The 18,043-nt window shown below is 69.4% G+C and carries 18 protein-coding genes and 1 riboswitch; of the genes, 6 read left to right on the top strand and 12 right to left on the bottom strand.

Annotation, left to right across the window (positions count from 1 at the left end):
- Positions 1-62: 62 nt before the first annotated feature.
- The 3 genes from BEP68_RS16885 to BEP68_RS16875 all read right to left on the bottom strand — a co-directional run bounded on the left by BEP68_RS16885 (position 63) and on the right by BEP68_RS16875 (position 3,388).
- Positions 63-1,076, bottom strand: coding sequence for an aldo/keto reductase family protein (locus BEP68_RS16885; protein ID WP_053097972.1), 1,014 nt, complete (start codon positions 1,074-1,076; stop codon positions 63-65).
- A 39-nt stretch (positions 1,077-1,115) separates the two neighbouring features.
- Complete coding sequence (locus BEP68_RS16880) at positions 1,116-2,744, bottom strand: DUF4407 domain-containing protein (RefSeq protein WP_187250650.1); 1,629 nt, start codon at positions 2,742-2,744, stop codon at positions 1,116-1,118.
- Positions 2,745-2,821: 77 nt separating this feature from the next.
- Positions 2,822-3,388 (bottom strand): TetR/AcrR family transcriptional regulator, encoded by a 567-nt coding sequence (locus tag BEP68_RS16875; protein ID WP_187250649.1) that lies wholly within the window; start codon positions 3,386-3,388, stop codon positions 2,822-2,824.
- 66 nt (positions 3,389-3,454) lie between these two features.
- Between BEP68_RS16875 and BEP68_RS16870 the strand changes: the two genes are divergently transcribed.
- A complete protein-coding gene (locus BEP68_RS16870; RefSeq protein WP_187250648.1) occupies positions 3,455-4,087 on the top strand; it encodes an NAD(P)H-dependent oxidoreductase in 633 nt (210 codons plus the stop codon).
- On the opposite strand, the gene rlmN is transcribed toward BEP68_RS16870, so the two are convergent.
- Entirely contained in the window at positions 4,036-5,325 is a 1,290-nt protein-coding gene (rlmN, locus tag BEP68_RS16865; protein WP_187250647.1) for a 23S rRNA (adenine(2503)-C(2))-methyltransferase RlmN, read from the bottom strand. The genes BEP68_RS16870 and rlmN overlap by 52 nt on opposite strands.
- A gap of 70 nt (positions 5,326-5,395) precedes the next feature.
- Between rlmN and BEP68_RS16860 the strand changes: the two genes are divergently transcribed.
- Genes BEP68_RS16860 through BEP68_RS16850 form a run of 3 tightly spaced genes read left to right on the top strand, consistent with a single transcriptional unit; the run spans position 5,396 to position 7,411 of the window.
- On the top strand, positions 5,396-5,950 hold the full coding sequence (locus tag BEP68_RS16860; protein ID WP_053097977.1) for a ribosomal protein L7/L12: 555 nt from the start codon (positions 5,396-5,398) through the stop codon (positions 5,948-5,950).
- A 56-nt stretch (positions 5,951-6,006) separates the two neighbouring features.
- Entirely contained in the window at positions 6,007-6,645 is a 639-nt protein-coding gene (locus tag BEP68_RS16855; protein WP_187250646.1) for a bifunctional 4-hydroxy-2-oxoglutarate aldolase/2-dehydro-3-deoxy-phosphogluconate aldolase, read from the top strand.
- A gap of 16 nt (positions 6,646-6,661) precedes the next feature.
- Positions 6,662-7,411: a sulfite exporter TauE/SafE family protein gene (locus tag BEP68_RS16850; protein WP_187250645.1), complete on the top strand. Its 750-nt coding sequence runs from the start codon at positions 6,662-6,664 to the stop codon at positions 7,409-7,411.
- A 27-nt stretch (positions 7,412-7,438) separates the two neighbouring features.
- Here the strand turns inward: BEP68_RS16850 and BEP68_RS16845 are convergent, their stop codons facing one another.
- The 3 genes from BEP68_RS16845 to BEP68_RS16835 all read right to left on the bottom strand — a co-directional run bounded on the left by BEP68_RS16845 (position 7,439) and on the right by BEP68_RS16835 (position 9,907).
- Positions 7,439-8,269, bottom strand: coding sequence for an SDR family oxidoreductase (locus BEP68_RS16845; RefSeq protein ID WP_053097980.1), 831 nt, complete (start codon positions 8,267-8,269; stop codon positions 7,439-7,441).
- 46 nt (positions 8,270-8,315) lie between these two features.
- Positions 8,316-9,077: an SDR family NAD(P)-dependent oxidoreductase gene (locus BEP68_RS16840; RefSeq protein WP_187250644.1), complete on the bottom strand. Its 762-nt coding sequence runs from the start codon at positions 9,075-9,077 to the stop codon at positions 8,316-8,318.
- A 167-nt stretch (positions 9,078-9,244) separates the two neighbouring features.
- Positions 9,245-9,907: a hypothetical protein gene (locus BEP68_RS16835; protein WP_315985326.1), complete on the bottom strand. Its 663-nt coding sequence runs from the start codon at positions 9,905-9,907 to the stop codon at positions 9,245-9,247.
- A gap of 139 nt (positions 9,908-10,046) precedes the next feature.
- Between BEP68_RS16835 and BEP68_RS16830 the strand changes: the two genes are divergently transcribed.
- Positions 10,047-10,772: an aminoglycoside 3'-phosphotransferase gene (locus tag BEP68_RS16830; RefSeq protein ID WP_187250643.1), complete on the top strand. Its 726-nt coding sequence runs from the start codon at positions 10,047-10,049 to the stop codon at positions 10,770-10,772.
- Positions 10,773-10,780: 8 nt separating this feature from the next.
- Here BEP68_RS16830 and BEP68_RS16825 read toward each other — a convergent pair whose 3' ends face one another.
- From BEP68_RS16825 to BEP68_RS18310, 5 genes are all read right to left on the bottom strand, one after another.
- On the bottom strand, positions 10,781-12,064 hold the full coding sequence (locus BEP68_RS16825; RefSeq protein WP_056280479.1) for a hemolysin family protein: 1,284 nt from the start codon (positions 12,062-12,064) through the stop codon (positions 10,781-10,783).
- 94 nt (positions 12,065-12,158) lie between these two features.
- Complete coding sequence (locus BEP68_RS16820) at positions 12,159-13,199, bottom strand: TerC family protein (protein ID WP_187250642.1); 1,041 nt, start codon at positions 13,197-13,199, stop codon at positions 12,159-12,161.
- Between the two features lie 237 nt (positions 13,200-13,436).
- On the bottom strand, positions 13,437-14,234 hold the full coding sequence (locus BEP68_RS16815; protein ID WP_187250641.1) for an energy-coupling factor transporter transmembrane component T family protein: 798 nt from the start codon (positions 14,232-14,234) through the stop codon (positions 13,437-13,439).
- Entirely contained in the window at positions 14,231-15,691 is a 1,461-nt protein-coding gene (locus BEP68_RS16810; RefSeq protein WP_315985325.1) for an ABC transporter ATP-binding protein, read from the bottom strand. Before BEP68_RS16810 ends, BEP68_RS16815 begins: the two co-directional genes overlap by 4 nt.
- Complete coding sequence (locus BEP68_RS18310) at positions 15,688-16,344, bottom strand: ECF transporter S component (RefSeq protein ID WP_053097984.1); 657 nt, start codon at positions 16,342-16,344, stop codon at positions 15,688-15,690. The genes BEP68_RS16810 and BEP68_RS18310 overlap by 4 nt, the downstream gene beginning before the upstream one ends.
- Positions 16,338-16,447, bottom strand: a riboswitch (TPP riboswitch). It overlaps the preceding gene by 7 nt.
- 83 nt (positions 16,448-16,530) lie before the next feature.
- On the opposite strand from BEP68_RS18310, the gene BEP68_RS16800 reads away from it, so the two are divergent.
- Positions 16,531-17,994: a D-alanyl-D-alanine carboxypeptidase family protein gene (locus BEP68_RS16800; protein ID WP_187250640.1), complete on the top strand. Its 1,464-nt coding sequence runs from the start codon at positions 16,531-16,533 to the stop codon at positions 17,992-17,994.
- Positions 17,995-18,043 lie beyond the last annotated feature (49 nt).

The following is an 18,043-nucleotide window of genomic DNA, read 5'->3' as shown; positions in this document are numbered from 1 at the left end:
GCGCGTCCGGATATGACGAAGGCCGCCGCCCCTCAGGGACGGCGGCCTTCGTCATGCATCCGTCAGACCAGGCGGGCCTTCGGCGACACCGAGTAGGTGGCCTCTGCATCGCGGTTGACCGTGTCGCCCAGTGCGGTGTCGATCGCCGCGAGCGTGTCGGCGTCGAGCGTCACGCCCGAGGCCTTGACCGTCTCGGCGAGCTGCTCGGGGCGCGAGGCTCCGACGAGAGCTGCGGCGACGTTCGGGTTCTGCAGCACCCAGGCGATCGCGAGCTGCGGCATCGACAGGCCGGCCTGCTCGGCGATCGGCTTGAGCTTCTGCACGGCGGTGAGGATGTCGTCCTGCAGGAACCCCTTGATGAAGTCGGAGCCGCTGTGCGGATCCGTCGCGCGGGAGCCCTCGGGAACCGGCTGACCCGGCAGGTACTTGCCCGACAGCACGCCCTGCGCCATCGGCGACCAGACGATCTGCGAGATGCCGAGCTCCTCTGATGCGGGCACGACCTTGCCCTCGATCACACGGTGCAGCATCGAGTACTGCGGCTGGTTCGAGATCAGCTGCACGCCGAGCTGCTTCGCGAGGGCGTGCCCCTCGCGCAGCTGCTCGGCCGTCCACTCCGAGACGCCGATGTAGAGGGCCTTGCCCTGGCGGACGACGTCGGCGAACGCCTGGAACGTCTCCTCCAGCGGGGTCTCGTAGTCGAAGCGGTGCGCCTGGTACAGGTCGACGTAGTCGGTGCCGAGTCGCGTCAGCGAGCCGTTGATCGATTCGAGGATGTGCTTGCGGCTCAGCCCGGTGTCGTTCGGACCCTTGGGGCCGGTCGGGAAGTAGACCTTCGTGAAGATCTCGAGACCCTCGCGGCGCTGACCCTCGAGCGCCTTGCCGAGCACGACCTCTGCCGCGGTGTTCGCGTAGGTGTCTGCGGTGTCGAATGTGGTGATGCCGGCGTCGAGCGCCGCGTGCACCGTCTTGACGGCGGCGTCGTCGCCGACCTGCGAAGCGTGCGTGACCCAGTTGCCGTAGGTGATCTCAGAGACCTTGAGACCGCTGTTGCCGAGATAGCGATAGTTGACCATGCCATAACGCTACCGGCCGTGGCAGACGCCGGGCCCGGATCAGACGCGCGGTTCGACCAGCTGCTCCTGCTCGGCGAGCGTCTGCGCCTGGGCGCGCTTCTCGGCGAGCTCGCGCTCCTGCGCCGCGTCACGCGCTTCGGCGGCCTGGGCGGCCTCCTTGCGCTCGGCGCGGGTCTGCGGCTCGCCTGATCCGGCATCCGCCTGGATCCCCTGCGACTGCACGGTGACGATCGCCGCGCGGTCGCGGAACCCCTCGGCGGTCACCTTGTCGAGCGCGACCTGCTTGCGGATCGCGACGGCCTTCTCGTAGAGCGACGGGTCGCCGTAGGAGGTGAGCACCTTCACGAGCACGGGCAGCAGCTCGATCATGAAGAACAGTGCGGCGATGAGGATGTGCGCCCACAGGATCGTCGGCTCCTTCTCGCTGAGCCTGTTCAGACCGCTGATCTGGCTGAGCAGACCGATCGCGCCCGCGTTGCCGGACGCCACCGATTCGGCGCGCGCGTTGTACGCGGCGAGCGCGGTGTCATAGCTGTCGCGCGCGGCGGGCAGCTGAGACTGCGCCTCTTCACGGTTCTGCGACTCCGACGTGCTGGTGTTCTCCTTCGCGGCGGTGCCCGCGGCTGCCAGCTCTTCGTTGGCGGTGCGCAGCTGCGCGGCGAGCGCGTCGTAGGTCTGCTGCGCCTCGGCGAGCTGGGCCTGGGCGGCATCCGAGCTCGCGCCCTCGCCGTTCACGCCGGTGCAGCCGGGAACCGTGCCTGCACCTTCGCCGGTGAGCTCGCACTGGTAGAGGACGCGGGCCTGGTCGATCACGGCCTGCTGCTCGGTCATCTTGGCCGTGAGGTCGTCGACCGTGGCCTGCGCGGCCGATTCGGTCGCCGACGACGAGTCGGTGCCGGCGACGATTCCGGTCGCCGCCTGGTTCTCGAGCTCGGCGACGCGGTCGGATGCGGCGTCGAGCGCCTTCTTCTCGGGGCCGGTCTCGAGTGCATCCTGGTCGGCCTGCGCCTGGGTGATGTTCGTCGAGGCGACCTCGCGCGCGATGTCGTTGTGGAAGATCTGCAGCACGAGCGGCTCGGCGACGACGAAGCCGATGATCGCGGCCATGATCACACGTGGGATCGCGAGGCCGATGAGCTTCCAGACGTTGCGGGTCGACGTCATGGTCGAGGTGAGGAAGCGATCGAGGTTGAAGATGATGAGCGCCCAGACGACCGCCAGCGGCACGGCCAGCCAGATCGCGGCCTGCACGCCCGTGGTCAGTGCGAACAGCATGGAGATCGCCGAGACCAGTGCGGTTCCGGCCAGCACGAAGAACATCTGCACGAAGCGCGGGGTCTCGCCGGGGACGCGGTCGAGGATCTCGTCCTCGGCTCCGCCGAGGATGGCGAGCTTGCGCAGACGCGAACCCGGCACGCGCGGTGCGCGCTCGCGCGGCTGACGCCGGGGCTTGGGCTCACGCACGGGACGGGCGGATGCCGTGGCATCCTGCTCCTGCTCCTGTGCATCGGGCACCTCGGGTGCCTGCTGCGGTTCCGGCAGATCGGCGCCCGTGGGCTCGTACGCGCGCAGGAAGTCGAGGTCGTCCGTGTCAGCGTTCGGGTCGCTGTCGAGGATGATCCGACCCTGCGAATCGAACCGTCCTGGGCGGTGAGCGGAATAGGGCATTCCGACAATCTACGAAATGTCGCCTGTGGAAAACGTGCACGAACCCTGTGTTTCCGCCTCCGCGGGCCTCGTCAGGGTCAGCGCGGCAGCATGCGGACGAGCGCATCGGCGCTCGCGGCGAGCGCGTCGTCGAGCGAGAAATGCCCGGCGGCGCACAGCGTTCCGAGTCCGTGCACGAGGCCCCACACTCCGGTGACGCTCTGTGCGTCGAGGCCCGCGGCCACTGACGCCTCCGACAGCAGCTGCTCGAGCTCATCGATCAGGGGGGCCATGGTCTCGCTCGGCTCACCGGGGATGCACACCGTGGGGTCGTAGATCACGTCGAAGCCGTGCGGATGCTCGACCGCGTAGCGGATGTACGCGGCACCGCCTTCGATCACGGCGGATGCGGAGTCCGGCGCCTCCTCGATCCCGCCGCGCACCGCGGCCACCAGGTCGGCCATGCTGCGCTCGGCGAGGACCTTGAGCAGACCGCGCCGGTCGGAGAAGTGGTGGTACGGGGCGTTATGGCTCACGTCGGCGGCGCGGGCGACCTCGCGCAGGCTGATCTCCCCCGCGGGCTTCTCGGCGAGCAGCTGCATCGCCGCCGCCTCGAGGGCGTGGGCGAGGTCACCGTGGTGATAGCCGGATCGGGAACTTGACACAAGCAACATTGTTGCTTATCTTGACAGTGTCCACCACTGCTTGACACTGTCAACATAGGAGCGCACATGCCATCCGCACTGATCATCGACGGCCACCCCGATGCCGGATCCCTCACCGCAGAACTGGCCCGACGCTATGCCGCAGCGCATGGCGACGCCCGTGTCCTCGCTCTGCGCGATCTCGACTTCGATCCGTCGCTGCGCTTCGGCTACCGACGGCGCATGCAGCTCGAGCCCGACCTGATCGACGCGAAGCGCGCACTGGCCGAAGCGCGGACGGTCGTGGTGTTCACCCCGCTCTGGTGGGGGTCGGTGCCCGCGCTGCTGAAGGGGTTCTTCGATCGGGCGCTGCTGCCGCAGCAGGAGTACCGGTACTCGAAGCTCGGGATGCCCGAAGGCCTGTTGACGGCTGCGAACGGACGCCTGTTCCTGCTGGCGGACACCCCGTGGTTCCTCACGCCCTTCACCGGGCTCCCGGCGCAGACGCACGTCGCCCGCGGGACGATGAGGTTCTGCGGCATCCGCTCGGTGCGCACCACGCGGATGCTGGGCGTCAAGGACGCGAGCCCCGCGCGCATCGATTCGTGGCTGTCGCGCGCCGAGACTCTCGGTCGCCGCGACGGCCTTCGCGATCGCGGCACCGGCCCTCAGGCCATGGCGGCGGAGGCAGCCTCGTCTTCGGTCGTCGCGACGAGCTGACCGCAGGCACCGTCGATCTCCTTGCCGCGAGTGTCGCGGAGGGTCGTCGGGATGCCTGCGTCGTTGAGGCGGCGCACGAACTCGTTCTGCACCGAGGGCTCGGACGACGTCCAGATCGAGCCGGGCGTCGGGTTCAGCGGGATCGGGTTGACGTGCACCCAGCCGCGGCCGCGCTCGTTGAGCTTGTCGGCGAGCAGGTCGGCGCGCCAGGCGTGGTCGTTCATGTCCTTGATCAGCGCGTACTCGATCGAGACACGGCGGCCGGTCTTGGCGTAGTAGTCGTAGGCGGCGTCGAGCGCCTCGTCGACCTTCCAGCGGGAGTTCACCGGGATGAGCTCGTCACGCAGGTGGTCATCCGGTGCGTGCAGCGACAGCGCGAAGGTGACGGGGATGCCCTCGTCGGCGAGCTTCTTGATGGCCGGCACGAGTCCGACCGTCGACACCGTGATGCCGCGCGCGCTCATGCCCAGGCCGTCGGGCTGGGGCGCGACCATCGAGCGCACCGCGTCCATCACGCGCTTGTAGTTGGCGAGCGGCTCACCCATGCCCATGAAGACGATGTTCGACACGCGCTCCATCGAGTGGTCGTCGGCCTTCTTGCCGCCGAGACCGCCCTCGGCGATCAGGCGGTTGGCGCGGACGATCTGCTCGATGATCTCGGCGGTCGACATGTTGCGGGTGAGGCCCGCCTGGCCGGTGGCGCAGAACGGGCAGTTCATGCCGCACCCGGCCTGCGACGAGACGCACAGGGTGATGCGGCCCGGGTAGCGCATGAGCACCGACTCGACCAGCGCGCCGTCGTGCAGACGCCAGAGGAACTTGATCGTGTCGCCGCGGTCGGTCTCCAGGCGGCGCACCTCGGTGAGCAGCGGCGGCAGCATGCCGGCGACGAGCTGCTCCCGGGCGTCGGCCGGAAGATCCGTCATCTCCGCAGCATCCGACGTGTAGTGCCGGAAGTAGTGGGTCGAGAGCTGCTTCGCACGGAAGCCGGGCAGGCCGAGCTCCTTGACCTTCTCGACGCGCTCGGCGGGCGTGAGGTCGGCGAGATGCACCGGCGGCTTGCCGCGCTTCGGGCTCGCGAACTGCAGCAGCGGCCGCCCCTCGGCATCCTTCTGCTGCGTCCACCCCTCGGTCGCAGGACGCACCTGCGGGGTGCCGGTCGAGCGGACTGCCCCCGAACGGGACGACGCGGGTGCCGTGGCGGGGCGCGTCTCGCGCGTGCGGGGAGTCTCGGTCATACCTCCAGGGTACGCGGTGCCGGGTGGGAAGCGCCTGGGGCGCCGGCCCCGGCGTCCCTAGACTGACCCCATGGACATCATCATCGCTGTCGGCGCGGTCATCGCAGCTGTCGTCGTGGGCGTGGTGATCATCGGCGCCGCCCTGCGATCGATGCGCCCGAAGGCACCGGAGCCGCACGTGTTCACCCCGTCGCCGACGATGGCCCGATCCGTGGCATCCGCTTCGACGTCGACCGCCTCGGCATCGCAGCTGACGCCTGCGGCGATCGCCGAGATCGATCGTCTCGTCGCGGCCGGGCAGAAGATTCACGCGATCAAGCTCTACCGGCAGCACACGGGCGTGCGCCTGCAGGAGGCCAAGGACCGGATCGACCACTGGTCCGTCAGCACCACGGCACCGCACCTCGCGGCCGTCTCGAACGCCTCGGCCGCCCACTCGTCGATCACGGCGACGCCGTCGTCGGTGAGGGGCGCGCTGCCGGCATCCGTCGCCTCCGAGGTCGACCGGCTCATCGCCGCCGAGCAGAAGATCCAGGCGATCAAGCTGGTCAGGGAGCACACCGGGCTCGGCCTCAAGCAGGCGAAGGACGTCGTCGAGGCCTGGCCACACCCGCGCCACTTGTAGTTACAGGCTGCGGTCGGGGAGAATGGAGCCGATCCCCCATCGAAGGAGTCTTCGCCATGCCCGACCGCCTCTCCCGCGCCCGTTCCGCCGGCGTCCTCGCCGTCTTGCGCGCACCCTCGCCCGAGCTCGCACTCGAGGCGTCCGAGGCGATCATCCGCGGTGGCGTGACCGGCATCGAGGTCACCTTCTCGACCCCCGATGCCCCCGCGGTGATCCGCGAACTCATCGCGCGCCACGGCGACGCGGCCTACATCGGCGCGGGCACAGTGACGACTGCCGAGCAGGCCGTCCTCGCCGCCGATGCCGGTGCGGAGTTCCTCGTCAGCCCCGGAACCCTGCCCGCTCTGACCCGAGCGATGCTCGAGACCGGCCGCGTCGTCATGACAGGTGCCATGACCCCGACCGAGGTCATGGGCGCGCTCGAGCTCGGCGTCGACGTGGTCAAGATCTTCCCCGCGTCCCTCGGCGGGCCCTCGTACCTCGGCGCGCTGCGCGGACCGTTCCCGGATGCTCCGCTGATGCCGACGGGAGGCGTCAGCCCCGACAACCTCGCCGACTGGTTCCGCGCCGGAGCCGTGGCGGTCGGAGCGGGCGGCGACCTCGCGAACGGCGCCTCGCTCGCTGCATCCGACTGGGCCGACATCGAACAGCGCTCGGCCCGCTTCGCCGCGGCGCTCGCTGCGACCCGCCGCTGAGTCGTCCGATGACCCGGTGATCGAACTCGCACCCCTCGCCTGGGCGGCGCTCGGCCTCGCCGCCGTCACGATCGGCATCTCGAAGACCGCGCTCCCCGGCGGCAGCATCCTGGCCATCGCACTGTTCGCGACCGTGCTGCCCGCGCGCACGTCGACCGCCGCGATGCTCCTGCTGCTCATCGTCGGCGACGTGTTCGCGTTGATCACCTATCGCCGCCACGCGCACTGGCCGACGCTGCTGCGCCTCGCGCCCGCCGTGCTCGCAGGGCTGCTGGCCGGCTTCGCGTTCCTCGCACTCGCGGGCGACGGCATCGTGCGTCGGGCGATCGGCGTGATCCTGCTGGCGATGATCGCAGTCACCCTGTGGCGGCGATGGCGGCAGGACCGGGCGGATGCCGCGGCGCCCGCACCGGGAGGCATCGTGCTCTCGGGCGTCTACGGCACTCTCGGGGGCTTCACGACCATGGTCGCCAATGCGGGCGGACCCGTGATGTCGATGTACTTCCTCGCCACCCGCACGCCCGTGCAGGTGTTCCTCGGCACCTCGGCCTGGTTCTTCGCGATCATCAACCTCGTGAAGATCCCGTTCCTCGCGGGCCTCGGCCTCTTCGAGGGCCACGTGCTGCTCATGGATGCCGTGCTCGCGCCGCTCGTGGTGCTCGGCGCTCTGGGCGGCATCCGCCTCGCGAAGCGCATGAACCAGGTGCTGTTCGACCGCATCGTGATCGTGCTGACGATCGCCGGCGCCGTCTACCTGCTGTTCTGACCGTCTGCTCCCCGCGGCAAGACCGCCTCAGTCGAGGAAGATGTCGGGGAACAGCCGGTCGTCGGGAGTGCCGGGGACGGCGGCGTAATGCGAGAAGTCGGTCACGCCGTCGGCCTCGAGCACGTCCTCGACGATCAGGGTCTGACCGGTGTACTCGGCCGCGGGCTTGAGCAGCACCGCGTAGGCGGCGTCGGCGTAGATGTCGGGCGTGCGGCTCGCCGCCATGACCTTGTCGCCGCCGAGCAGGTTCTGCACCGCGGCGGTGGCGATGGTGGTGCGCGGCCACAGGGTGTTGGCGGCGATGCCGTCGCGGGCGAACTCCGCGGCAAGGCCGAGCGTGACCATCGTCATGCCGAACTTCGCGAGCGTGTATCCGGTGTGCGCACCGAGCCACTTCGGCGTGGGGTTCAGGGGCGGCGACAGCGACAGGATGTGGGGGTTCTCGGCGTCCTTGAGGATCGGCACCGCCGCGCGCGAGAGCATGAACGTGCCGCGGACGTTCACGTCCTGCATCAGGTCGTACTTCTTCGCGCCGAGGTCGAGCGAACGCGAGAGGTCGATGACGCTGGCGTTGTTGATGACGATGTCGATGCCGCCGAACTCGCCCTGCGTCTTGAGCACGGCCTCGGTGATGTCGTCGTCGTCTCGCACGTCCCCGACGATCGGCAGCGCCTGGCCGCCCGCCGCCCTGATCTGGTCGGCGGCCGTGTGCACCGTGCCCTCGAGCTTCGGATGCGGGGTGTCGGTCTTCGCCAGCATCGCGATGTTCGCGCCGTCAGCCGCGGCACGCAGCGCGATCGCGAGTCCGATGCCGCGGCTGCCGCCGGACATCAGGATGGTCTTGCCTGCCAGTGACATGGATTCTCCTTGGAGCATCGGGGCTTCGGGACTGCGGGGTTCGGGCTTACTTCGGTGCCATGCGGATCGCGCCGTCGAGGCGGATCGTCTCGCCGTTGAGGTAGCCGTTCTCGACGATCTGCTGCACGAGAGAGGCGTACTCGTCGGGGCGTCCGAGACGCGAGGGGAACGGCACCTGCTGGCCCAGCGAGTCCTGCGCCGCCTGCGGCAGGCCCATCAGCATCGGGGTCTCCATGATGCCGGGAGCGATCGTGCAGACGCGGATGCCGTAACGAGCGAGCTCGCGAGCGACGGGAAGCGTCATGGCGTGCACGCCGCCCTTCGAGGCCGAGTATGCCGGCTGGCCGATCTGCCCGTCGAAAGCGGCCACGCTCGCGGTGTTCACGATGACGCCACGGTCGCCGGTGTCGGTCACGTCGTTCTTCGCGATCACGGCGGAGGCCTGGGAGAGGACATTGAAGGTGCCGACGAGGTTGATGCGGACGACGCGCTCGAAGTCGGCGAGCACGGCCGGGTTGCCCTCGCGGTCGAGCACCTTCGCCGGCGGGGCGATGCCCGCGCAGTTGACGACGATCCGCAGCGGAGCGGCGGCCTGCGCTGCGGCCACGGCGGCAGCGGCATCCTCAGCGCTCGTGACGTCTCCGCCCGAGAACACCCCGCCGAGGTCTGCGGCGATCTCGGCACCGGCCGACGAGGGCAGGTCGAGGATGGTGACGACGGCGCCGGCGGCGGCGAGCGTTCGCGCGGTGGCGAGGCCCAGACCGGACGCACCGCCGGTGATGAGAGCACTCGAGCCCTGGATCTGCATGCGGTTCTCCTTCGAAACGTGTGCGACTCAGTGTCAGTTTAGCTGATTCCGAGTTTCAGGCGACACATCGCCAGAGGCCTCGCGACGGTGTCGACCCCGAGCCTACGCCGCGCACGTCGAAGGGGCGGGGCCATGACGGCCCCGCCCCTTCGGAATGACTCGCGAGATCAGACCTGGATCTGCGCGGCGATGCCCTTCAGCTTGTGGCGTGCGAGCGCGAGGTTCGCCGACGCACTGTTGAGCACGAGGTAGATGAAGAGCCCGCTCGCACCGGTCGTGTTGAGCACGTTGATCAGGTGATACTGCGAGCTCAGGGTGATGAGGATGTCGTCGATCTCATCCGTGATGCCGAGGTCGCGCATCGTCGCCAGCTTGGCGCGCACGACGTTCGAGTTGCCCGCGGCGGCGATCCCCAGGTCGAATGAGGGGTTGCCGCCCTGGGCGAGTGCCATTCCGCTGCCGTAGTCGACGATCGCGGCGCCGGTGGCGCCCTCGATGGCCAGCAGCTGCTGCAGGGCGTCGTCAAGTGAACTCATGTTGTACTGCTCCTCTATGGTGATGCGTGTGCTCTCGACGCCGGCGTCAGGTGCCTGTGCGGATGCCGGGGCGTCGCCGCTCCAGATCCACTCGACGAACTGGTCGAGATCCCGTTCGCCGGATTCCTGCGACGAGATCGCCGGAGCCTTCGGCAGCCCGACCGCGGTAGCGTGAGCGGCATCGGCTCCGGAATCGGCACCGGGTGCGACCTCGGGAGCCGCGGATGCGGACGAGGAGGCATCGGCATCGCTGCCCTGCCGCCGCCACCACTGTGACCGGGACGAAACGCGCACGAAGACCTCTGATGTGTCGAGTGGGATGGATGATGCGGCCGCCGACGGCGACCGCGACTGAGACTAACCGCGTCCCGCCACCCGGAGCCGGAAAAATACACGCATACCGATATACGTTCGAACATGAGATGAGCGCCCCATGAGCATCCCCTCCACGACGACGGAGATCCCGCCGATCGTGCGGTCACTGGCCGCGGGCGCCACGCTCACGCCGGTATGGCTGAACGGCATCGGCGGGCTCACCTTTCGCACCGACGACGGGCGCTACATCAAGTGGGGCCCGCATGACGCCGAGGCGAACATGCGGGACGAAGCGGAGCGGATGCGGTGGGCACGGCGTTGGATCGCGGTTCCCGAGGTGATCGATCAGGGTGAGGACGCCACGCACGAGTGGCTCGTCACGGCTGCACTCCCGGGCCGCAGCGCTGTGGACCCCCGATGGATCGACGACCCCGAGACCGCCGTTCGCGCGGTCGGAACCGCACTGCGCGCGATGCACGACTCGCTGCCCGTCGAGCAGTGCCCCTGGACCTGGAGCCCCGCATGGAGGATCGCGAACGCGGTCGAGCGCGGCGTCACGGTGCCGGCCGACCTGAACGAGCCGCCATCGGTCGAGAAGCTGGTGGTCTGCCACGGCGACGCGTGCATGCCGAACACGCTGCTCGACGACGACGGCCGCCCGATCGCGCACGTCGACCTCGCCGCGCTCGGCGCAGCCGACCGCTGGTCGGACATCGCCGTCGCCTCGATGAGCACGACGTGGAACTTCGGTGCGGGGTGGGAGGACACGCTCATCGAGGCGTATGGCGTCGCGCCCGACCGGGATCGGCTCGAGTACTACCGCCGACTCTGGAACGAGACCTGAGACTCGACTCAGTCGGTCGGCGAGGCGTCCTCGTGCACGGCCACTCGGATCTCCGAGATCCGGCGACGATCGACGGCCGTCACGCGGATCGTCGCACCGGGCACCTCGACCGAATCACCGACCACCGCGAGGCGGCCGAGCATCTCGGTGACGAAGCCCGCGACCGTGTCCGATGCGCCACGGGGCAGCGCGATCCCGGTGATCTCGGCGAAGTCCTGCAGATTGAGGCGGCCGTCGAGTGCGCCGCCGGCGTCCGGCATCCGGTCCTCCGTGTCGTACTCGTCGAAGATCTCGCCCACGACCTCTTCGACGAGGTCCTCGAGCGTCACGATGCCGTCGGTGCCGCCGTACTCGTCGACCACGACGGCGATCTGGTGACCGGCCGCCCGCATGCGGGTCAGGGTGGGAAGCACGCCCGCGGTCGAGGGCACGTACTCGACGGGACGCATGAGTCCGAGCACCGCGCGCGTCGCGTCGTCGGCGGCGGCCTCGAAGAGGTCGCGCACGTGCACGAAGCCCACGATGTCGTCGAGCGAGGCGTCGATCACCGGGTACCGCGAGAACGGCAGCTCGCGCACGTCCGCGATGGCCTCGGCGAGCGTCGCGGCGCCGTCGAGCGCGACGACCTCGGGGCGGGGCCGCATGACCTCGCTCACCTGACGTCCGCGCAGCGACAGCACGTCGTCGAGGATGCGTCGCTCGTCGTCGGGGAGGCTCTGATGCGTCGCGACGATGTCGCGCAGCTCCTCCTCGCTGAGCTCGTCCGCCGCCTTGTGCGGGTCGCCGCCCAGCAGACGCACGACCGCATTCGTCGACACCGACAGCAGCCAGATGACCGGCCTCATGACCACGGCGAAGCCGTCGAGCACCGGCGCGACGGCATACGCGAACTGGGCGTTGCGCTGGATGGCGAGCCGCTTGGGCACGAGCTCGCCGAGCACGAGCGACAGGTAGGCGATCACGAGCGTCAGCAGCACGGTCGAGAGGGTGAGAGCCAGCGGAGCGGCGACCCCGAGGTTCTCGAGCAGAGGCGCGACCGACGGGGCGATCGAGGTCGCACCGTAGGCGGCCGAGGCGAAGCCGGCGACCGTCACGCCGATCTGCACCGCCGAGAGGAAGGTGTTCGGGTTGCGAGCGAGGCTCGCGACCTTCTCGCCTCGTCTGCCACGAGCAGCGATCGCATTGATCTGACTCTCACGCAACGTGACGAGGGCCATCTCCGTCGCGGCGAACACGCCGCCGACGAGGACGAACACGAACACCAGAGCGATGTTCACCGCGAGGTCGCCCATCAGCGGGCCACCTCACGAGGTGCGGGGGTGCCCGAGGTCATTCGGGCGCCGGGTCTGTCGGGGTCTGCGGACGCGTCGGAGCGGCGCGACTGGTTCACGAGTGTTCCTTCTGGGTGTCGGTGGTGAGCGGTACAGAGCTGGACGGATCAGGAGTGTCGAGCGCGTCGCGCTTGTCGTCGCGTCGCGTCTTCATGAGGCTCGCGACGGTGGCGACGGCGATCGTCGCGCCGATGAAGACGAGCGAGAACCAGATCGGGATCTCAGGCGCCCACAGCATCGGCTCTCCGCCGTTGATGAACGGAAGCTCGTTGACGTGCATCGCGTGCAGCACGAGCTTGACGCCGATGAACGCGAGGATGACCGCGAGGCCCTGCGCGAGGTACACGAGGCGCTGCAGCAGGCCGCCGATGAGGAAGTACAGCTGGCGCAGGCCCATGAGGGCGAAGGCGTTGGCCGTGAAGACGATGTAGGCCTCTTCGGTCAGACCGTAGATGGCGGGGATCGAGTCGACCGCGAAGATCAGGTCGACGAAGCCGATCGCGATGATCACGAGGAACATCGGCGTGAAGAATCGCTTGCCGTCGCGCTGCACGGTCAGACGGTCGCCGTTGTACTCGTCGCTCACCGGCAGGATACGGCGCACGAAGCGCATGAATCGGCCGTTGGCCGGGTTGTGGTCGCCCTGTGCGAACGCCTGGCGGTAGGCCAGGAACAGCAGCAGCGCACCGAAGAGGTAGAAGATCCAGGAGAAGTTCTCGATCAGCGTGGCGCCGAGCGCGATGAATCCACCGCGCATGATGAGCGCGATGACGATGCCGATCATCAGCACCTTCTGCTGATAGATGCGCGGCACGGCGAAGCCGGTCATCACGATGAGGAAGACGAAGAGGTTGTCGATCGACAGCGCCTTCTCGGTCAGGTACCCGGCGAAGTACTCACCGCCGTACGTCCAGCCCGACACGGTGCCGATGCCGACGCCGAACAGCAGTGCCAGACCGATGTAGAACGCCGACCAGCGGGCGGACTCGCCGATGGTGGGCTCATGGGGCTTTCGCACGTGCGCGAAGAACTCGTACACGAAGAAGGCGATCGTGACGGCGATCGTGATGATCCACACGAGGGGGGTGATATTCAAGGAGGTCTCCAGAAGACGAGGCGTGACGAGGTCGACGCCAAGGTCTTCTCCATCCTCGAGAACGAGGACCGGGGACCCGGGATGCAGGGACATCCGTAATGACGAGCCGCCCGTGGTGGAGTACTCCCCTTGGGTTCACTCGATGCTAGCGAATACATCGGCATTCCAGCTATGAGAAAGCTGAGTGGATGCTTCCGGTTCCGGTGGTTCGGGCGGCGATGTCAGGTCGTGGGCTCGTCAGGCGGTCGGGCCGAGGATGAAGTTCCACGCACCCGTGAGCACCGCCGCCGCGATCGCCACCACCGGGATCACCGCCGCGACGACGACCAGCGCCGTGTCGCGTCGGTCCCACCTCGACTCCCGCGCCCACGAACGCGGTGCCGCACCGCCGAAGCCGCGAGCCTCCATGGCCGTCGCCAGCGACGATCCACGACGGATCGCCAGCACGAACAGCGCGAACGCCATGCCGAGCGCACGACGGACCCGCCCCTCGTCGGCCACCCCGCGCGCACGCCGCGCGAGAGAGAGCGCCCGCCAGTCGTCGACGAGCAGGCCCAGCATCCGCATCCCCGCGAGCGCGCCGACGACGAATCGCGCAGGCAGCCTCACCCGCTGCGCCAGGTCGTCGGCGAGGTCGGTGGGGTCGACCGTGATGAAGAGCACCACCGCGGGGAGTCCGATCGCGAGCACGCGCACGGCGGTCGCCGCAGCGAGCGCGAGCGACCCGTCGCTGATGCGCACGACGAGCCACTCGACATGCACGGTGCCGCTGGTCGCGCCGTAGAGAGCGATCGTGCCCGCACTGAGCGGCGCCGCGATCCACAGCACCGCGGTGCGGGTCCAGAACTCCTTCGCGCGCAGGCCTGCGAGCACGAGCAGAGGGATCTCGAGCAGCAGGGCGACGGATGCCGACACCACGTCGATCGTCAGCACGAGGGGCAGGGCGATGAGGAGCGCCGCGATGAGTTTCGCGAGGGCCGAGCGCGGGGCGATCGGACCGGACCGTTCGACGCGGGCGGTCAGCGGATCGATCATCGTCCCACCTCGATGCGCCGAGCGTGCAGAGCCTCGAGCACGGCCTCGTCATGACTGATCGCCACGATCGCCGTGCCCTCGTCGCGCAGACGTGCGATCAGGCCGACGAGTTCGGCCCAGGTCGTCGCATCCTGCCCGAAGGTGGGCTCGTCGAGCACCAGCATCCGGGGCCGCGTGGCGAGGGCGGCGGCGACCGTGAGCCGCCGCTTCTCTCCGCCCGACAGGGTGTAGGGATTGGCGGCGGCGAGCGAGGTGAGCCGCAGTCTTTCGAGCAGGTCGTCGACTCGGGAGGCGATCTCGGCGTCCGGCAGCTTCAGCGCCCGCGGCCCGACCGACAGCTCGTCGCGCACGGTCTTGGCGAGCAGCTGGTGCTCGGGCGTCTGCATGACCGACGCGATGCGCGTGAGCAGGGCGCGCGACGACCAGTGGATGGGATCCGGCTTCTCTCCGGCGGCGAGGGGCGGCAGAGCGGCGACCCGACCCTCTTCGGCCGGGATCAATCCCGCGAGCGTGAGCCCGAGCGTCGATTTGCCTGCGCCGTTCGCACCGGTGACCCCGAGCACCTCTCCGGCACGCACATCGACGTCGAACGGACCGGCGACGGCGAGCCCGCGCCTGCGAGACACGGTGAGACCACGGGCCTCCAGCAGCGTCGCTCCCGGCCACTGCGCCGGTGCGGGCGGGACGGCGGGCGGGTGCCCGGGAACCCAGACACCGGATGCCGCGAGCTCCGCGCCCCGAGCGCCGAGGACCGCGTCCGGGCTGCCGTCGGCGAGCACGACCGTTCCATCCGGCTCGGCGCCGAGCACGATCACCCGGGTCACGAGCGGCAGCCAGATGTCGATGCGATGCTCGATGACCACGAGGGTCGCACTCGTTGCATCGAGGGCGGCGGCCACGGCATCCCGTACGTCCCGCACCCCCTCGGGGTCGAGGTTCGCCGTCGGTTCGTCGAGCAGGATGGCACCCGGTCGCATCGCGAGCACGCCGGCGAGGGCGAGGCGCTGCTTCTGACCGCCCGACAGCGCGGCCGTGGATCGATCGAGGGCGACGTCGAGCTCTACGGCGTCCAGCGCCGCGCGCACCCGCTGCCAGATCTCGTCTCGGGGTACGCCGAGGTTCTCGCAGCCGAAGGCGACGTCGTCGCCGACCCTCGCGAGGATCGTCTGCGTATCGGGGTCCTGCAGGACCATCCCGACCCGTCCCCGGGCGTCGGTGGGCGGCACGCCGTCGACGAGCAGCGCACCGTGCGCCTCGCCCTCATCCGCACCGCCGAGCACCCCACCGAACCCCTGGAGCAGCGTCGACTTGCCCGAGCCGGAGGCGCCGAGCAGCAGCACCCGCTCCCCCGGCTCGATGCGCAGGTCGACGTCGCGCACCGCCCAGCGCCGTCGCGTCGCGTACCGCCACCCCCAGCCACGGGCTTCGAGGGTGGCGGGCGTCGTGAGCGAGCTCACACCCGTGCGGTGACCTCGCGGCCGGCGGCGAACCGGCTGAGGGCGCCCGTGGCGGCGAGGCCTCGTGCGATCAACCACGCCCCGAGTCCGGCGATGACCGCGCCCGAGATGGTCGTCGAGACGATGTAGACGCTCGTGAAGAGCGTGTCGGCGCCGGCGTACCAGAGGATGCGGTCGTTGATGCCGCAGGCGAGACCCGCACCGGCACCAGCCAGCATCGCGACAGGCAGCCGCCAGACGCCGTACAGGAAGATCAGGAACACCAGCTCTGCGCCGAGACCCTGTACGAGGCCCGAGACGATCGTGAGCGGGCCCCACGCGTTGCCGACGAGTGCTGAGATGATCGCGGCGACCAGCTCGGTGTACAGAGCGGCACCGGGCTTGCGGATGATCAGACCGCCGAGCACTCCGGCGATCAGCCAGGGGCCGGCGAGCAGGCCCTGAACACCGGGGAGCAGCGGCGTCAGGATGCTGCTCGGCACCTCGTAGCCGACGTTCCAGAGCAGGAAGATCATCGCGCATGCGACGGCGATGACACTCGCCACGACGATGTCGACGACCCGCCAGCGCCAGAGCTGCGGGCGACCGAGGCCCGTCGACGACTGCGTGGCCGATGCCGATCCCGTGGTGGATCCGGACGTGGATGTACTCATCTGTGACTCCTCCCTGCGCTGGCATGACCCAGATCAGGTTCGACGGTCGAAGCGCGATTCGCTCCCTCTCAGCCCGGCTCGCCGGACTCCCGTGGTTGTACCCACGATCTTACCCAGAGGCGACACCCCTCGTCCTCTCCCGCTGCAGCGACACGGATCCCCGCACGAGTTCGGTACCGTGAGGAGGTGACCGCTCCCGATTCCGCCGAGGCCACCGCCTCCGCCGTTCCTGCGGATGACGACGTCTCTGCGATCTTCACTCCTGAGGCGACTCCCCCCGCGCAGTGGGCGGAGGAAGACAGCGGCGGCACTCCCCTGACGTGGGTCGACCCGGTCGACGTGGCCCAGCACCCGGCGACCGACGCGCTCGATGACGCGCCGGCCGTTGAGAGCGGCGGTGCGCTGCTGACCGGAGCGCACCTGCGCCCGGCGATCGCCCGGCCCGGCGTGCTGGTGCCGCTCGGCGTTCTCGTCGGCTTGCTCGGCACCTACGCCGGATCGGCCATGCTGTGGCCGTTGCACGAGGTCGCGCCGACGGTTCAGGCCGTCGAGCTCGCCCCCGTCGCAGCGCCCGCTGCCGCGATCACCTTCCCTGCCCAGGGAAGCGCTGCCGTGGGGATCGGCGGCATCGGCACGACGTCATCGTCGCTCGACGCTGCCGCGATCGCAAGCGTCACCAAGGTCGTCTCGAGCTTGATGGTGCTCGAGCGGATGCCCCTCGCCGTGGGCGAGCAGGGCCCCGAGTTCTCGTTCACGCGAGCCGACAACCTGGCCTACTGGGACTACCGCCGCTCCGACCAGTCCGCGCTCGACGTGCCCGTGGGCGGCACTCTCACCGAGTTCCAGCTCCTCCAGGGAACGCTGCTCGGATCGGCCAACAACTACATCGACCGGCTCTCCGCGGAGATCTGGGGTTCCCCGTCGTCGTTCACCGCCGCAGCAGCTGTGTGGCTGCGCGACCGTGGTCTCGACGACATCACGATCATCACTCCGTCGGGCTTCGACGACCGCAACCGGGCCACACCCGAGTCGCTCGTCGCGTTGGCCGAGATCGCGATGCAGAACCCCGTCTTCGCCGGCATCGTCGGAACTCCGTCGGTCGATCTTCCGGGTGCGGGCACGGTGGTGAACACGAACGGGATGCTGGCGGACCCCGGCGTCGTCGGCGTCAAGACCGGCACGCTCGGCGACAGCTGGAACCTGTTGACCGCGAAGGTCGTCACCGTCGACGACACGACTGTGCATCTGTACGCGTCGGTTCTCGGTCAGGCCGACGACTCGCAGCGCCTCACGGAGACCCGTTCGCTGTTCACGCAGGTCGAGACGGCGCTGGAGCAGCAGACTCCCGCCGTCGCCGAGGGCACGGTCGTCGGCACCGTCACCACGGCGTGGGGCGCGAGCACCGATGTCGTCACGGATGCGGATGCCGATGTGGTCCTGTGGAACGGCGCCGTCGCCGAGGCCTCGACGGACTTCTCACTCGGCGACAACCGCGAAGCGGGCGACGAGGTCGGCACGATGACGAGCGTCGGGCCGTTGAACACGGTGACGACGTCGCTGTCGCTCGCCGACGATGTCGATGCCCCGAGCCCGTGGTGGCGGCTGACCCACCCCCTCGAACTCCTCGGCATCACGGCCGACCAGCGCTGACGCGTCGTCCCTCCAGCGAAAGCCCGACGGACGCAGAACGCCTCGCCTC

Source organism: Microbacterium sp. 4-7 (genome assembly GCF_014332665.1).
GTDB lineage: Bacteria > Actinomycetota > Actinomycetes > Actinomycetales > Microbacteriaceae > Microbacterium.
Note: the sequence above shows the minus strand (reverse complement) of the source record. Positions and strands in the feature narration are given on the sequence as shown.

Excerpts from the sequence above, each read along its gene's own strand:
- BEP68_RS16830 (WP_187250643.1), top strand. The coding sequence starts at position 10,047 with ATGAGCATCCCCTCCACGACGACGGAGATCCCGCCGATCGTGCGGTCA.
- BEP68_RS16845 (WP_053097980.1), bottom strand. The coding sequence starts at position 8,269 with ATGTCACTGGCAGGCAAGACCATCCTGATGTCCGGCGGCAGCCGCGGC.
- BEP68_RS16870 (WP_187250648.1), top strand. The coding sequence starts at position 3,455 with ATGCCATCCGCACTGATCATCGACGGCCACCCCGATGCCGGATCCCTC.
- BEP68_RS16880 (WP_187250650.1), bottom strand. The coding sequence starts at position 2,744 with ATGCCCTATTCCGCTCACCGCCCAGGACGGTTCGATTCGCAGGGTCGG.
- BEP68_RS16815 (WP_187250641.1), bottom strand. The coding sequence starts at position 14,234 with ATGATCGATCCGCTGACCGCCCGCGTCGAACGGTCCGGTCCGATCGCC.
- rlmN (WP_187250647.1), bottom strand. The coding sequence starts at position 5,325 with ATGACCGAGACTCCCCGCACGCGCGAGACGCGCCCCGCCACGGCACCC.
- BEP68_RS16855 (WP_187250646.1), top strand. The coding sequence starts at position 6,007 with ATGCCCGACCGCCTCTCCCGCGCCCGTTCCGCCGGCGTCCTCGCCGTC.
- BEP68_RS18310 (WP_053097984.1), bottom strand. The coding sequence starts at position 16,344 with ATGAGTACATCCACGTCCGGATCCACCACGGGATCGGCATCGGCCACG.
- BEP68_RS16825 (WP_056280479.1), bottom strand. The coding sequence starts at position 12,064 with ATGGGCGACCTCGCGGTGAACATCGCTCTGGTGTTCGTGTTCGTCCTC.
- BEP68_RS16840 (WP_187250644.1), bottom strand. The coding sequence starts at position 9,077 with ATGCAGATCCAGGGCTCGAGTGCTCTCATCACCGGCGGTGCGTCCGGT.
- BEP68_RS16885 (WP_053097972.1), bottom strand. The coding sequence starts at position 1,076 with ATGGTCAACTATCGCTATCTCGGCAACAGCGGTCTCAAGGTCTCTGAG.
- BEP68_RS16860 (WP_053097977.1), top strand. The coding sequence starts at position 5,396 with ATGGACATCATCATCGCTGTCGGCGCGGTCATCGCAGCTGTCGTCGTG.